We start from the raw sequence: 15,538 nt of genomic DNA on the forward strand, positions 1-15,538 counted from the left end.
AAACATGAGCCTCAACACCGTCGACTGGTCGACGCTCGGCGCCGATCCCGCGACCGCCAAGGCGGTCGACGCCCTCGGCGCGCTCGCCGCTGGGCTCGATCCGCGGGTGCCGGCGGTGCTGATCCCGGTACGGATCGAGACCCGGTTCTCCACCGCCGAGGTGCCCGACCCCACCGACCACCTCGCCGAACTGCTCGCCCACCTCGCCGCCATCGCCGCCGGCCTGCAACGGCTGGCCGAAGTGCGGTACGCGACCGAGCTCACCGGCAACGTCCAGGAGCAGAAGCGGATCAAGGTGGCGGTCGAAGCACCGCTGTACGCCCGGACCGAAACCGGCCTCGACGCGCTCGCCACCGAACTCGAGGCCCTGCGGACGGCGATCGCCCAGCCGATCACGACGGGCACGGCGGCCGACGTCCGAGCCCTGAAGGCCGCGGTGGCAACACTGCGCGAGCGCGGCACCGCGGCCCGGCGCTCGATCGGCCAGCTGCGCTCGGACTTCCAGCGCACCCACTACGTGGCGCTCCTCGACGGGCATCTGGCCGTTGCCGAGGAGCAGATCAAGGCGATCCGGACCCGGGTCGAACCCGCGTTGCGGCTGGTCGCCGACCTCGACATCCGGGCCGGCGCCCAGGCCGCGGGCCGGCTCGGGCGCACCCCCGACGGCCGGCCGATGCGCCCCGATCTGCTCCCCGGTGCGCGGCCGATCGAGCCGGTCGCCGCCCATCCGGCGCACCGGGTGGTGCTGGACGACGGCACCAGCGCCGAGGCGCTCGGCGCCCAGCGCCTGGTCCGGCTGGAGCGGGCCCAGCTGGTGGCCTCCGCCGAGGCCGCCGGCCTGATCCTCGACCGGCTCGCCGACCCGGCCGCGGAGCTCACCGACGACCTCCGGTCCGCCGCGGCCGGCATCGTGGTCCTGCCGGGAACGCTCAAGGCGGAGCTGCTGGCCAAGCTGGACACCGTCGCGGGACGGCTCGGCGCCACCGAGCTCCGCGCCGAGATCGCCGCCACCCCCAGCGACCGCCCCGATCTCGACGTCTCGGTCCCCGGGCGCTCGGCCGGAACGGTGTGGACCCTGGCCGGGCCGACCAGAACCGTGCACCAGCTGCTCGTCCGGATCTATCCGGAACCGCTGGCGGTCGACAGCCACGAGGAGGACCTGACCAAGACCGAACGAACCGACGGCGCCAACTTCTGGGCCGAGACCGCCGCGGCCGGCAAGGACGAGGAGCTCCGCAAGGGCGCCTGGCGGGCGCTGTGCATCGGCCGCAGCACCCGGCGCGCGGCCTGGGTCGCCCGTGTTACCGAGCCCGTCGACACGCGGCCCACCGAGGGGGCGCGCCAGGCGACCGCGATCAACGACGCGATCACCGTCGTCGGGAAACGCCTGGCCGAGCTCGACACCAGCCGGCCACGGCTGGTGCCGGGTGAGCGGCCACCCCGCGAGCCGCTGCCACCGGCGACCACCGTCCTGACCGGACGGCAGATCGCCGCCGTCGAGCGCGCCCTGCGTACCCTCGACCAGGCCGTCGCCGCGGCGACCGCGCTGCCGGCCGCCGCCGGGCCGACGATCACCGCCCGCCTGCGCACCCAGCAGGCCGCCGTCGCCGCGCTGACCCAGATCTATGTCAACGTGCCGGCCGAGTGGACCGGGCTGCTCGACGACCTGGGCCGCCTGGTCGTCCGGCTGCCGGTCGAAGCACCACCCGATACGTCCGGGCCGGCCGCCGGCACGCGCAGCGGCACCTGGACCCGGGCCGCGTCCTCGACCGTGCTGCCGACCCGCTTCGCGGCCTTCGCCATCGTCGACGGCCGGGCGACCAAGGTCGCCGCCGGCAATCCGGTCCCCGCCGACCTCAAGCTCGGCCTCGACCCCGGCACGGACACCTTCAGCCTCGACGACGACGGAAACCTGATCGTGCCGGACTCGATCAGATGGATGACCGACTTCGCCGCGGCCGAGGCGACGGGCATGGCGCTGCGGATGACCCTCACCGAGCAGGAGGCCGCGCAGGGCTTCGACGAACTGCTGGTGCTGGGCCTGTCCGACGGCGACGCCGCCGACGGGGCGACCCGGCTGACCGCGATGCTGGAGGCCCACCACTACACCGGCGCGGGTCTCTCGCTGCTGCCGGTCGGCACCCCGACGAACAACACCGAGGACGAGTCCGCCGGGCAGTCCAGCACCGACGACGTCGACGCGGCCTTCACCGTCGAGCGCGGCGCCGACCTGACGACCGCCGTCAGCGACTCCGACGGGCTGCGGCTGGCGACCGCCCTCGGCGTCGACGCCGGCGTCCTCGCCCACGTCAGCGGCGCCGGCGGCACCGACGCCCGCGACTCGCTGGTGGCGAACCACGCGCTCTACCCCGGCACCATCGGGCACGCCCTCGAGGAGCTGGCGCCCGGCCTGGTCGGCCGCGACGCACGCGACCGGCTGCGCACATATGCGCTCGGCGACGTCGCCGCCCGCGGGTTGCTGCCCGCGATCCGGGTCGACGATCAGCCGTACGGTCTGCTGCCGGCGGTCGCGCTCAGCCGGTTCCAGCCCGATCTGCGCGACGCCGGGCTGGAGTCGGCGGCCGCACCGCAGCGGACGGCTCAGCAGAGGTTCGACGCGACCCTGCTCGGCCTCCTCCGGCACCTGCACGAGGACTGGTCGGCGATCCGCGAGGGGGTGGACGGAGGCCCGGCGGTGAAGCACGCGCACAGTCCGGACGTCGGGCAGCCGGGCTTCGACGCCCAGCAGCACTTCCTCGCGATGCTGGGCCTGGAGTACGCGTCGGTCGAGGCGAGCTACCGGTTCTCGGTGAACGTGGCGGACCGCGCCGGGGTGCGCGGCGAACCCGACCTCGGGCTCGATTTCGGGATTCCGCGGACCGACGGATCGGCCCCGGACGCCGCCGCCGAGTTCGGTCCGTTCGCCCTGATGGAGCACCTGTCCGAGGTCTTCCGCACCGGGTACGCGCTGCCCGCCGCGGTCCCGCCGCGTGACCCGCTGACCGGACTGGCGTCGGCCGACTGGGCGGAGCTGTACGAGCTGCTCCGCACCTCCCGCGCCTACGGGCTGCGGCTGTTGACCGGGCTGTGGCCGTTGCAGGGCGAGGTGGCGGCATCGGACACCGGGTCGCGGATCCTCACGTTGCTGACCCGCACCCTCGAGAACCTGCGGGAGCGGACCGAACAGAACCTGTCGAACGTCGGCCTGGCCGAGATGTTCGCCCGGCAGGCGCTGCTGGCCGAAGCCCGCCGCGCCGCCGCCGCCATCCTGGTCGACCGCGCCCTCGTGCCGGAGGAGGCGCTGGCCGTCATCGGCACGTCCGGTCTCTACCAGACCTGGTCGGCGGGGACGCTGTCCCGGACCTCGGCGTGGGGCCTGCTGTTCGGCACCGTCAACGACGTGGTCGCGGTCGGCGGTTCCGGCGCCGCCATCCCGGCCGATCTCAACAACCGCACGATGTCGGCGGTCATCCAGGCCGGGCTGCCGCCGGCGGTCGAGGCGCACCGGACCGCGGTCACCGCGTTCGGTCAGCTGCCCGCCGACCGGATGGCCGCGCTCACCCGCGAGCACCTGGACCTCGCCGGTCATCGGCTCGACGCCTGGATCACCGGCCTGGCCAACCGGCGGCTGCGCGGCATGCGACGGCGCACCCCGGCGGGCGCGCAGGTGGGCGCGTACGGCTGGGTCGAGAACCTGCGCCGCAAGCCCACCGCACCGGCCGCCACCGGCGTGCCGGCCGCTCTGGCCGGGCTGCCGGGCCGGCCGCTGACACAGGACCCGACCGGCGAGGGCTTCATCCAGACCCCCTCGCCGACTCATGCGGTGACCGCCGCGATCCTGCGGGCCGCCTACCGTTCGCAGGCCGCGGAGGGGTCGCTCGGCAACGAGATGTCGGTCAACCTCTCCTCGAACCGGGTGCGCGTCGCCCTCTCCCTGATCGACGGCGTGCGCGCCGGCAACGACCTCGGCGCGCTGCTGGGCTATCGGCTCGAACGTTTCCTGCACGAGTACTACGCACGACCGGACACCCCGCAGATGGTCGAGCTGGATTCGGCGATCTTCCCGCTGCGGCGCGCGTACCCGACGGTGAGCGTGGTCGATCCCGCTGCCGGCGCGGTCCCGGAGCCGACCCGCTTCGTCATCGACGGGCTGGCGCTGGTCCGCACGGTCCTCGGCTGGGTGGAGATCAACACCCCGGACGCCACCGGCACCCTGGTCGAGACGTTGACGGCCCGGCTGGACGGCCACCCGTGGGGCACCGCGCCCGATGCGCTGCCGCCGAAGACGGACCTGGCGAAGCTGACCGGGGTGCTGCGCGGGATCGACTCGATCGCCGACGCGCTCGACGCGCTGGGCGACCTCACGACGAGCGAGACCGTGCACCAGCTGGTGCGCGGCAACCACCCCCGGGCAGCCGCCGTGCTGACCGCGCTCAGCGAGGGCCGGGCGATCCCGCACCCGGAGGTCACCGACACGCCCCGCACCGGGCTCCCGGTCAGCCACAAGGTGTTGCTGCAGCTCCCGGCCGTGGACGCCGTGCCGGTCGCGGCGCCGGCGGGCTGGGAATCCGTGCCGATGAGCCCGCGGGCCACCCTCGAACCGGCCGTGAACGCCTGGCTGGCCGAGCTGCTGGGCGATCCGGCGATGATCCGCGTCCGGCTCGGCTCCGACCGGCTCGCCCCCGGTGCGGCGCTGCCCGAGGCGTCCGTCGCCGACCTGGGTCTGCAACCGCTCGACCTGGTCGCGCTGCTCGCCGACGGCTTCGATTCGGCGGTCGGCGCCCTGACCGCCCGGGTGCTCGATCTGCTCCGGCCGGCCGACCTGCCGCCCGACCAGCCGGGGGTGGTGACCGCGGACGGGCCGCAGACCACCGCGACCGACACCTGGCGGATCGAGGCGCGCCGCGCACCGGCGTGGGGGCCGGCGATCCGCAGCATCACCGACCTGGCGCCGCTGCTCGAAACCTGTGTCGACCTGCTCGGCCGCGCCAAACCGGCACGCGCGTCCGACCTCGCAGCCCCCGAGGCGACCGCGACCGCCGGCGACGGCTTCGACGCCGGCGATCTCGCCATCCGGGTGCAACGACTGCTCGACGGTGCTCGCGCCGACGCGGTGGCGCTCGCCCGTCTGCTGGCCGAGGATGCGGCGCTCACCGTGGCGGTCCTCGACGGCGACCCGGCGGTCTGGCTCGGGACCGTGCGCACCCGGGTGCCCCTGGATCCGTCCGCGGAGCACCCCAGCGCCTGGCTGCCGGAGCTGGACTTCACGACCAGCCCGCCGGACGAGGTGGCCGCGCAGCTCGCGCGGCTGGACGGCTTCTGGGCGGCCCGCCAGGCGTGGCACGACGCGGCGGCGGCCGCCCAGGGGTACGGGATCCGCGTCGGCCTGCCCCGCCGCTTCCTGTCGCGCACCCAGGTCGGCACCGAGCTGCTGCAGTCGGCGGAGGTGGCCTTCCTCGACCTGGCGACCCGCTGCCGCGCGGCGGCCACGATCCTCGACGCCGTGGCCGACCCGAAGCCGGCGGGCACCTGGACGGACGCCGCCAAGGTGCTGCTCGGCGACGGCCTCACGCTGGCGCCGAGGATCACGCTCGACCCGATCCGCGCCGATCTGCGGACCGCGCTGGACGCTCACCTCGTCGGCGCCGACGACCTCGACGCGTGGCTCGAGGGAGCCGCCGCGGTCCGGCCGGGCGCCGCGGACCTCGCCGACCTCCAGGTCCTCGCCGAGGCGCTCGGGCGCACCTCGATCGCGGCGGCGGTCGCCCAGCTGCCGCACGCGGACGGCGATCCGTGGCTCGGTGGACCCGTTCCCGACCCGGCCACGTTGACCGGCAAGACCAGTGTGGTGATCTTCGGGCCGGAACACCTGCCCCCCGCCGGCGCGAGCGGCACGACGCTGCTGATCGACGAGTGGAGCGAATCGGTGCCCTACCGCGAGGAGATGACCGGCGTGGCCCTGCACTACGACCAGCCCGACGCGACCGCGCCCCAGGCCATTCTGGTCGCCGTGCCGCCGGTGCTGAACACACCCTGGACGCTCACCGATCTGACCGCCACCCTGCACGACACCCTCGGGGTCGCGCGCAACCGGACGGTCGAGCTCGAGCACATCGGCGCCGGCCGCTACGGCCAGTTGCTGCCGCTGCTGGTCGGCGAGGTGGTGCCGCACGCCGCCGACGCCGACGTCGCCGGTGACCGCGTCATCCTCGACTTCGACCAGAACAACCCGTGAGGACCGGACATGGCATTCATCTCCGCGACCTGTGAGCCGCTGCGAATCTGGTCGCGGCTCGAGCCACGGACCCGGCAGCTCGACTTCGCCGGCAGCCTGGCCGCCAAGATCTCCGACCCGATGTTCATGCTGGGCCGGCAGTGGCAGTTCGGCGAGTTCGCCGGCGCCGACGCCGGATCCGCCATCTTCGCCACCCTGGCCCGCCAGATCAGTCCGGTGCGGATCCCGGGCGCCGGCGCCGCGGACGGCGTGGACGCGGTCACCGAACGGCTGCCGATCGACTTCCCGTTGATCGTGCGGGCCCGGCTGGGCCGGATCGTGCTCGGCCTGCTCGACGCCGGGATGATCGAGAGCGGGATCGATCCGGACGACTACGACCCGGCGGCATCTCGCGATCTCTTCTACCGCCACTTCGGACCGCTCGATCCCGAGCCCACGCAGCCGATCGAGGCCGCACGCGACCGCACCGCGCCGCGCGCCGTCCGCGCCCGGCACGCCCTGCGCGGCCGCTGCGTCGACGGTGTCCGGGTCTACGAGTCGACCCCGCCCGGCCTGTCCGTCGCGGCGCTCCCGGCGACGCTCGTGTCCGCGCTGCCGCCCGGCCAGGCCGACGTGGTGGTGGGCGTCCTGCTGGCCTATCGCGACTGGTTCGAACGCACCTACCTGCAGCCGATGCCGGGCACCGGCGCACAGGGCAGCCGCTGGGAGGGCGACCAGCTGGAGTACGCGGTCGGCGGGGTGGTCGCCCGCGGCACGAGCAGCACCGAGGTGGAGGCCGCCGAGCACCAGGGCGGCCGCCTCGACTGGTACTCCTTCGACCAGGGCGCCACGGCGCCGGCCTCCGGCGAGGACGCCGGCGCGGTCACGATGGACGTCCGCACCGTGATTCCGGTGCCGGCCGAATACCCGGGGATGCCCAAGCCACGCTGGTGGCAGTTCGAGGACGCCGCGGTCGATCTCGGCAAGCTCAGCGCCGACGCGACCGACGTGGCCCGCATCGTGGTCAGCGAGTTCGCGCTGCTCTACAGCAACGACTGGTTCACGATCATCTGCCGGCAACCGGTCGGCAGCGTCGCCGAGCTGCAGGGCGTCATCGTCACCGACACGTTCGGCTGGCGGACGCTGGTGCAGCCGACGGTCGCACCGGCCGGTGGGGACTGGACCGGCTGGGACGCGTTCAGCCTCGCGCCGCGCCCGTCCGGACCGGCGCAGGGACCGTTGCCGCAGCACCTCTATCTGCCGCGGACGCTGCCGGTGATCAGCGACTCCGAGCCGCTGGAGCAGGTGGTGTTCGTGCGGGACGAGACCGCCGACATGGTGTGGGCGATCGAGCAGCGGATCCGCGACGGTCTGGACGGCTCGCGGGACGCCGCCGAGGCCTCCCGGCGCCTGCGGCAGCAGCTCGGCCCCGAGCCCTCGGCGCCGACAGCCGGACTGCGCTACATCCTGCAGACCGAGGTCGCGGAGAACTGGATCCCGTTCCTCCCGGTCCACCTGCCGGGCCAGCTCCGCGCGATCCAGCTGCAACGCGGCACCATGCGGCGAACGATCGGGCCGGAGGACTCACTGATCCGGCCGCTCACCTCGATCCTGCGCGAGGGAATCGACGACGAGGACAACCGGGTGGCGGCGTATTACGTGCACGAGGAGGAGGTGCCCCGGGCCGGGGTCCGCGTGCAGGGACTGCTGCGCCGGGCGCGGGCCTATGACGGCACGCCGGTCGTCTGGCACGCGCGCCGGGTCACCACCGGCCGCGGGGAGGCCCGTTCGGGGCTCGCCTTCGACCGCATCGTGTCTTGACCCGGCCGCCCGCCGGGCACACGATGGACAGACCTTCGGTAGTGCAATGCACGCTCGAATTTGGACCGGGTAATCAGAAGAATTTCAGAGCCGTTGGGAGTCCTCCTGGGCGGTTCGCTCGTGCGTTCTTCCCCGCGGATGCGGGGTTCCGTGCGGTGTTCCGTTCAGGGGGCACTGGCCTCCGTCGCGAGGCCGCCTCCGGGAGGAGCCATGCGCGTCATCGCGCTCAAGGGCCTGGCCGGGGTCGGCAAGACCGCGTTGCTGGGCCGGTTGGCCGCCGCCGGCGAGCAGGTTGTCGATCTGGAGGAGCTGGCCGCCCACCGCGGTTCGGCGTTCGGCCGGATCGGCATCACCGCACGACAGCCGAGCGAGCCCGAGTTCCACACCCTGGTCCGGGACGCCCTGGCGTCCTGCCGGGACGATCGCCCGGTCTGGCTGGAGGACGAGGGCCCGCACATCGGCCGGCTCTGGCTCCCCGATGAGGTCACCCGGTCGATCGCGGCCGCGGACACGGTGGAGATCACGGCCCCTCTCGAGGAGCGGATCCAGCGGCTGGCGGACACCTATGGCCGCGCCGACCCGGCCGAACTGATCGATGCCACCCAGCGGATGCGTCGCCGGTTGAACAACAGCCGCGCCGACCGGGCGATCAGCCATTTCCATGCCGGCCGCCCGGAGGCCGCGATCCGGGTCCTGCTCGACTATTTCGACGACGGGTACGCCCGGCGCGGCGCCGGCGACAGACGCCGCCGGCTGCGGCCCGGCGAGCTCCCGCGCGGTGTCCTGGAGCGGTGACGTATCAGGTCCCGGACTGAGGCCGGGCCGGGAGCCCGCTGGCCGAGGCCGCCGCTCGGTGGCATGCTTGACGCCGGGCAGAGCCCCGGAGGTGCGTGGTGGACACGTCACGACAGCACGATGAGGTGGGCGACGGTCCCACCGCGATGCGCGTTCTGCTCGGAGCCCACCTCCGGCGGTTGCGCGAGAACCACGGCCTGACCAGGGCCGAAGCCGGCGAACCGATCCGCGCCTCGGAGTCCAAGATCAGCCGGATGGAACTGGGCAGGGTGCGCTTCAAGGAGCGCGACGTCCTCGATCTGCTCGCGCTCTACGGCGTGCACGACGACGAGGAGCGGGCGGCGCTGCTGGCGCGGGTGCGGGAAGCCAACGCGCCGAGCTGGTGGAGTTCCTACAACGACATCACGCCGAACTGGTTCCAGCGATACCTGGGCCTGGAGGCCACGGCGACCCTGATCCGCACCTACGAGGTCCAGTTCGTCCCCGGGCTGCTGCAGACCGAGGCGTACGCCAGGGCGGTCATGCCCCTCGGCCCCGGTGTCGTTCCGGAGGACGAGATCGCCCGCCGCGTGCAGCTGCGATTGACCCGCCAACAGGTGCTGACCAGGCCCGATCCGCCGAAACTGTGGGCGATCGTGGACGAGGCGGCGCTGCGGCGCCCGGTCGGTGGACCGCGCGTGATGCGTGACCAGCTCGAGACGCTGATCGGCATCGTCACCAAGACGCCGAACGTGCGGCTGCAGGTGCTCCCGCTCGCGGCCGGTGGGCACGCCGCCGCCGGAGGCTCGTTCACCCTCCTGCGTTTCCCGCAGCAGGAGATGCCCGACCTGGTCTATCTCGAGCAGCTGACCAGCGCGCTCTATCTGGAGAGCCGGGACGACGTCGACTTCTACTTCGACGCGGTCAACCGCCTCTCCATCGAGGCCGCTCCGCTGAAGGACACCGTCCGGCTGCTGAGTCGCATCGTCGACGACCTCGGCGATGCCCGGTGACGAACACGGGTAGTCTGTCGCCGATCCAAGGTGGACACGCACACCGCAAGGGGCATGCTGATGACCGATGACAAGATCGACACCACCGTCCCGCAGACGGCCCGGGTGTGGAACTACTGGCTCGGCGGCAAGGACAACTACGCCGTCGACCGAGCCCTCGGCGATCAGATCGCCAAGGAATACCCGATCATCGTCGACATCGCCCGCGGCGACCGTGCCGTCCTCAACCGGGCGGTGCGCTACCTCGCCGGCGAGGCGGGCGTCCGCCAGTTCCTCGACATCGGCACCGGGCTGCCCACCACCAACAACACGCACGAGGTCGCCCAGGCGGTGAACCCGGAAGCCCGCATCGTCTACGTCGACTACGACCCGCTGGTGCTGGTGCACGCCCGCGCCCTGCTGACCAGTGGCCCCGAGGGCGCCACCGACTACATCGACGCCGACCTGCGCGACACCGAGACGATCCTGCGCGAGGCGGGACGCACGCTCGACCTCACGCAGCCGGTCGCGCTGATGCTGTCCGGGATCCTCGCCCACCTGTCCAGCGCCGAGGAGGCCCGCACCGTGGTGGGCCGGATCATGGACAATCTGGCGCCCGGGAGCTATCTGCTGGTCGTCGACGGCACCAACACCAACCCCGAGCTCAACGAGGTCATGAAGATCTGGAACGCGACGGCGAACCCGCCCTACGCGATGCGCAGCCCGGAGGAGATCGCGAGCTACTTCGACGGCCTGGACCTGGTCGAACCGGGTCTGGTCGACGTCACCCGGTGGCACAACGACCCGGGCGAAGCGGAGCCGTTGCACAACCTCATCGGTCTCGGCCGCAAGCCCGCCTGACTCGAGGGGGTCTCAGGCCGGCAGCCGTCGTTTGCGGTCGGCCGGCACACCGCGCGGCGGCGCCTTCGGCAGCAACCAGACCGGGTTCGACACCGCGATCACACTGCCGTCGGCGAGCCGGGCCTGCGTGCGCACATAGGCGCCCGGGCCCGGCCGCACCGTGAGCCGATGCCGGTCGGCGGCCAGCGACGCCGCCGGGACGCGCTGCACGGTGACCGCCGGCGACAGCGCGCGCTTGCCGGCCAGGTCGGTCACTCCGGTGACGATCTCCAGGACCGAACCCGCGGGCAGGGACGTCGCGACCGCATCGACGGTCACCGACTTGGCCTTGGTGAGGCAGACCGCGCCCATCGCGGAGCCGCCGGCCACGTGCAGGTCCAGTGATCCCCGGTAGTGCGCCGGGTCGACGAACCAGGCCGCTCCCCGCCGCAGCGCCGGCACGACGTCGCCGCGGCGGCGCGACGGTGCCCACGCATATGTCAGACCGCGCTCCGGCTCGGCCAGCCAGTCGTCGCCGTCGTGGTCGTCGCTGGCGCCCACGGCCGTGAAGAACACCGCGTTGCGGGCCGCGACGTCGAAGACCCACAGCAGGTCCTCCTGGGGGTCGCGGCCGATCTCCACCAGGTCGACGCCGAGCGCGTCACGTTCGATCATCAGGGTGGCGAGTCCCTCGCGGGTCTCCACGTCCATCGGATGGTTCCAGCACACGATGCCCCCGTGGCTGTGCAGGAACTTCACCATCTTGGCGGTGGCCGACGGCTCGTCGTCGCGCACCGGCGGGGAGGGGAACGCCGGCAGGGTCTGATCACCGCCGTACCAGTTCAGGTGGCGCACCAGGGAGACCTCGTAGGCGCGATAGTGCTTCACGTCGGCGTACTCCTCGGCGTACCCGGAAAGCACCTCTTCGCGCAGGTCCTCGCCGGCCTGGCCGGTTCGCCGGTCACGGCGGAAGGTGAGCCGGTCGACGACGAAGTCGGCCTGGCGGCCCGGGCCGGCGGCGACGCCGACCCGCAGGCCCCGCATGGTGTTGTCGGCGGCGACCGATTCCGGCCAGAGCCGGGCGATGTCGTCCGCGAGCCGCAGCGTCAGGCGGGTCCAGACGCCGGCCGGCGCGGGGAGATCCACGACGCCGAGCAGGCCATCCCTGGTGTACGCGGGCGGCCCGCCGCCGCCGATGCGATAACGCAGGAGGTATTCGCCGGCCGGCAGCGCACCGCGGGCCGGGTGGTAGGACAGCTTCATCTGCACCAGCAGGCTGGCGTCCGGACCGGCCCGTTCCGGCAGGACGTCCACGGTGAGGACCGTGTCGGCGACGCACGTGTGGTAGATCGAGTTCCACGCCGAACCGACCTGCCACAGAATTCCGCGGGCGGTGGCCGCCGCGCGGGCGGACAACCGCAGCGCCCGTCCCGGCTCGTCCGGACTGTGCGGGCCGTCCACGAAGGTCGAGGCGGCGGTCGCGAGAACACCTTCCGTGCTCGGCGTCCAGGTCCAGGCCAGGCCGTCCTCGAGCTCGGTGGCGCCGTCGAAGCGCACCGCCCGCCGGTAGTCGTGCGCGGCGACCCGCCAGTCGTGGTCGGTCCACCACACCAGGTCGACCCCGAGACGGCGGGCCTCGTGCAGATGCGCCTCGAAACTGGCGCCGCCCTCGCTGAACGGCCCGTGGATGTGCATCGCCATGCTGACCGGCTTGACCGCCGGGACCGCGGCATCCGACGGGGCGCCGTGAGCGGCCGTCGATCCGACTCCGGCGACCGCGGCGGCGAGCAGGGCGCGGCGCGAAACCGCCTGATCATCGGGCACGATCTCGATTCTGCCGCAATCGCCGCAAACAATCTCATATAGGTGCGGATTAGCGTCTGGTGATGCCGGTGAGCCGGGCGTCCGCTGCGATCGGCGCGGCACCTCCGTGCGACCATTCGCGGGTGGAACTCGACGAGCGACTCGCCCTGGCGCATGACCCCGGCACCCCGGCGATGACGCTGATCGAGCTCGCGGCCGACCCGGCGTCGCAGGTCAGGGCCGCGGTGGCGGCCCAGCCGAACGCTCCGGCGCAGGCGCTGCGACCGCTCACCCGCGACTTCGACCGCGACGTGCGGGAAGCGGTCGCCCGCAACCCGTCCACCTCGCGGGGCAATCTGCTGCGCCTCGTCGGCGACCCGGACCGGTGGGTCCGCTGGGCGGTCGCCGGTAATCCCGGCTGTGACGAGCAGGTCCGCCGCGCGATGGCGGCCACCGCCGACAAGGAACTGCGCGGCCTCCTCGCGGAGATGCCCGACCTGGAGCCGGATCTGGCCGATGCCCTGCTCGAGGATCGCTCCCCCGAGGTGCGGGAACGGCTGGCGAGACACACCCGGGATCCGGCCGTGATGACCGCGCTGCTGGCCGACCGCACCGTGCGCGTCCGCAAGGGTCTCGCGCACAACCAGCGCACCTCCGCCGAGCACCGGCACGCCCTGGCGCTGGACACCGCACCCGACGTCCGGGCCGCGCTGGTGCGCGAGGTCGACCTGGCCGAGGACGACCTGCGGCTGCTGGCCGAGGACCGGTCGGCCGACGTCCGGCGGGCGCTGGCGACCTCGGCCCGCACCCCGGCGCACCTCCGGCAGGAGCTCGGGGACGACACCGAGGAGACGCCGCCCCCGGTCGCCCGCCCGGCCCGCCGTGGCCCGCACCGCTTCATCACCGGCACCGGCCGATAGGCGGCGAATGAGCGTACGGTGAGGTTCACCGCTTGTTCACCGCCCGCCACGGTCCAGGTTGATTCTCGCCGGGCCGTCGCACAGCAGTCCCGGAAGGGATGAGTTATGTCCGGCAAATCTCCACGGAAAGACGGCGGCAAGAAGCAGGGCAAGACCCTGAAGGAGAAGCAGACCGCGAAGCGGGAGAAGCGCGACGAGAAGTCGACGCGGTCATCGAACATCCCGCCCACCGGCCACTGACCCCGACCGCGAGGCCGGTGACCTGCTTCTCCTCAGGTCACCGGCCTCGTGGTCAGAACTGCAGCGCGGCGCGGCCGCCGACCATCGGCAACTGGACGGTGCTGCTGGTCGGCCGCACCGAGATCCGCGTGCCGGGCGACGGCCGCAGCGTGTAGTCGTAGTCGGTGGAGAGCACCACGACGCCGAGGCGGTGACCGGCCGCGAAGGTGTGCTCCTGCGGCTGCATGTCCCAGCACAGCCGATAGGTCTTCCCGGGAGTGACCGCCGAGGACCGGGTGAGCGAACCGCGGTTCTGCGGGTCGATCCAGCCACGCGTGACGATGACCGGATCCGTGCCGGCGGGGCCGTAGTCGACCAGCAGCGCGGTCAGGTTGGCCGCCGTGCGGTTGTCGATGCTGACGTCGACCGTGACCCGCGGCGTGCCGCTGAGCCGGGCCGGGGTCCGCAACGCCGGGGTGCGGTAGGCCAGGGAGTTGCCGGACGGCTGCAGCAGCTCCTCCGCGACCACGTCACGGCCGTTGTCGACGAAGGTGTCCGTCCGCGGCCGGCCCACGGCCAGCGGCAGCGTGGCCGGCGCCGAACCGGGCACCGGCCAGGCCGAGGCCGTCCCGGTCACGGTGGCGGCGGAGTCCTCGAAGGTGACCGGCGCCTCGTCCTCGATGCCGCTGTCCACGTCGTAGATGTAGTGGTCGATCCAGCGGCGCATCGCGGGGAAGAAGGCGGGCGCGGTCGCCGATCCGTGTTCGCCGTCGTAGAGCCACAGCTTGCGGTCGACGCCGTGCCGGCCGAGCGCGTCCCACAGCTGGATGCCCTGCTTGGTCTTGACGTTCCAGTCGCGCAGGCCCTGCACGATGAACACGCTGGCCTCGATGTTGCCGGCCTTCGACGCGTAGTCACGCGACGCCCAGAACGCGGAGTAGTCGCCGGTGACCCGGTCCTGTTCGCGGGTCAGCTTGTCCATGGCGGCCGCGCAGACCTCCGGATTCGTGCGGGTCAGGATGATCCGGGCATGGATGTCGACGTCCTCGCCCTGCCATTCGTACGGCGCCACGACCAGGCCGTTGGCGCGGTACTCGTCGTACCAGCTGGAGACCGCCGACATCGGGATGACGGTCTTGAGCGCGGAGCGGCCGGTGACGGCGGCGGCGAGGGGCAGGGTGCCGTTGTACGAGACCCCGTACATCCCGACGGCGTGCGCGGACCAGTGCGCCGAGACCACCTTCCCGGCCGCGTCGTAGGCGCGGCCGGAGCCGCCGAGCCAGTCGATCACCGCGCGGGTCGCGGCCGCCTCGTGCGGGCCGCCGGCGTCCGGGCAGCCGGTGGAGCGCGCGGTGCCCAGGCTCTCCATGGTGATCATGGCGTAGCCCCGCCGGACGAAGTACTCCCAGTAACCCTCCTCGGGAAAGCCCTCCTCGTCGTCGTCGCCGCCCGCGCGGGCGGCGGCGGCCGCGCCGCGCGCCCGCCCGGCCGTCGCCCTCCCCTCCTGCGGAAGCCGGTCGACGTCCACCGAGTGGTACGGCGCGTTCACGAAGTCGCCCATATAGGGCGTGGCGATCATCAGCGCCCCGGACTTGAGGCCGGCCGTCTCGGTCTCGCCCGGCCGGGTGACATCCAGGTGGACGCGGTCCTGGGTCCCGTCCCCGTCGCTGTCCAGCGGCACCTCGACCCAGATCTCCTCGTTGATCGCCTGGTCGTAGTCGAATACCGGTTGGGTCGCGCCGTCCCGCACGACGATCGTCGCCGGCCCGTCGGCCGCCAGGGCCGGCATCCCGGCCACCGTGACCGGTATGCCGATGCCGACGGCCGCCACGGCGGCCACCACTGCGTGTCGCATTCGTCCTCCACAGAAAGCGGGAATCTGTCCGCAGTGGAAGACGCGGACAGACGCACTCGGCGTGGCACGCGATCGTCGGCTTTGTTCGGCGGGCGAGGCA

General features: G+C 73.0%; 9 protein-coding genes. 7 read left to right on the plus strand and 2 right to left on the minus strand.

Going from position 1 to position 15,538, the window contains the following annotated elements; all coding sequences use genetic code 11:
* Positions 1 to 4 precede the first annotated feature (4 nt).
* The 5 genes from ACZ6TI_RS12630 to ACZ6TI_RS12650 all read left to right on the plus strand — a co-directional run bounded on the left by ACZ6TI_RS12630 (position 5) and on the right by ACZ6TI_RS12650 (position 10,662).
* The gene (locus ACZ6TI_RS12630) at positions 5 to 6,235 is read left to right on the plus strand and encodes a hypothetical protein (RefSeq protein ID WP_465345150.1); all 6,231 of its coding nucleotides are present in this window, start codon (positions 5 to 7) and stop codon (positions 6,233 to 6,235) included.
* Between the two features lie 9 nt (positions 6,236 to 6,244).
* Positions 6,245 to 8,035 (plus strand): hypothetical protein, encoded by a 1,791-nt coding sequence (locus tag ACZ6TI_RS12635; RefSeq protein WP_465345151.1) that lies wholly within the window; start codon positions 6,245 to 6,247, stop codon positions 8,033 to 8,035.
* Positions 8,036 to 8,245: 210 nt separating this feature from the next.
* On the plus strand, positions 8,246 to 8,830 hold the full coding sequence (locus ACZ6TI_RS12640; RefSeq protein ID WP_465345152.1) for a hypothetical protein: 585 nt from the start codon (positions 8,246 to 8,248) through the stop codon (positions 8,828 to 8,830).
* A 146-nt stretch (positions 8,831 to 8,976) separates the two neighbouring features.
* Complete coding sequence (locus tag ACZ6TI_RS12645; RefSeq protein WP_465345448.1) at positions 8,977 to 9,822, plus strand: helix-turn-helix domain-containing protein; 846 nt, start codon at positions 8,977 to 8,979, stop codon at positions 9,820 to 9,822.
* 60 nt (positions 9,823 to 9,882) lie between these two features.
* The gene (locus tag ACZ6TI_RS12650; protein WP_465345153.1) at positions 9,883 to 10,662 is read left to right on the plus strand and encodes an SAM-dependent methyltransferase; all 780 of its coding nucleotides are present in this window, start codon (positions 9,883 to 9,885) and stop codon (positions 10,660 to 10,662) included.
* A 12-nt stretch (positions 10,663 to 10,674) separates the two neighbouring features.
* Here ACZ6TI_RS12650 and ACZ6TI_RS12655 read toward each other — a convergent pair whose 3' ends face one another.
* Positions 10,675 to 12,465, minus strand: coding sequence for a CehA/McbA family metallohydrolase domain-containing protein (locus ACZ6TI_RS12655; RefSeq protein ID WP_465345154.1), 1,791 nt, complete (start codon positions 12,463 to 12,465; stop codon positions 10,675 to 10,677).
* Positions 12,466 to 12,587: 122 nt separating this feature from the next.
* Here ACZ6TI_RS12655 and ACZ6TI_RS12660 point away from each other — a divergent pair, with 122 nt between their 5' ends.
* Both ACZ6TI_RS12660 and ACZ6TI_RS12665 read left to right on the plus strand, forming a co-directional pair.
* Positions 12,588 to 13,364 (plus strand): hypothetical protein, encoded by a 777-nt coding sequence (locus ACZ6TI_RS12660; RefSeq protein WP_465345155.1) that lies wholly within the window; start codon positions 12,588 to 12,590, stop codon positions 13,362 to 13,364.
* 105 nt (positions 13,365 to 13,469) lie between these two features.
* Entirely contained in the window at positions 13,470 to 13,604 is a 135-nt protein-coding gene (locus ACZ6TI_RS12665; protein ID WP_465345156.1) for a hypothetical protein, read from the plus strand.
* 52 nt (positions 13,605 to 13,656) lie between these two features.
* Here the strand turns inward: ACZ6TI_RS12665 and ACZ6TI_RS12670 are convergent, their stop codons facing one another.
* On the minus strand, positions 13,657 to 15,438 hold the full coding sequence (locus ACZ6TI_RS12670; protein ID WP_465345157.1) for a CocE/NonD family hydrolase: 1,782 nt from the start codon (positions 15,436 to 15,438) through the stop codon (positions 13,657 to 13,659).
* Positions 15,439 to 15,538 lie beyond the last annotated feature (100 nt).

Source organism: Actinoplanes sp. NPDC051388, from assembly GCF_055586225.1.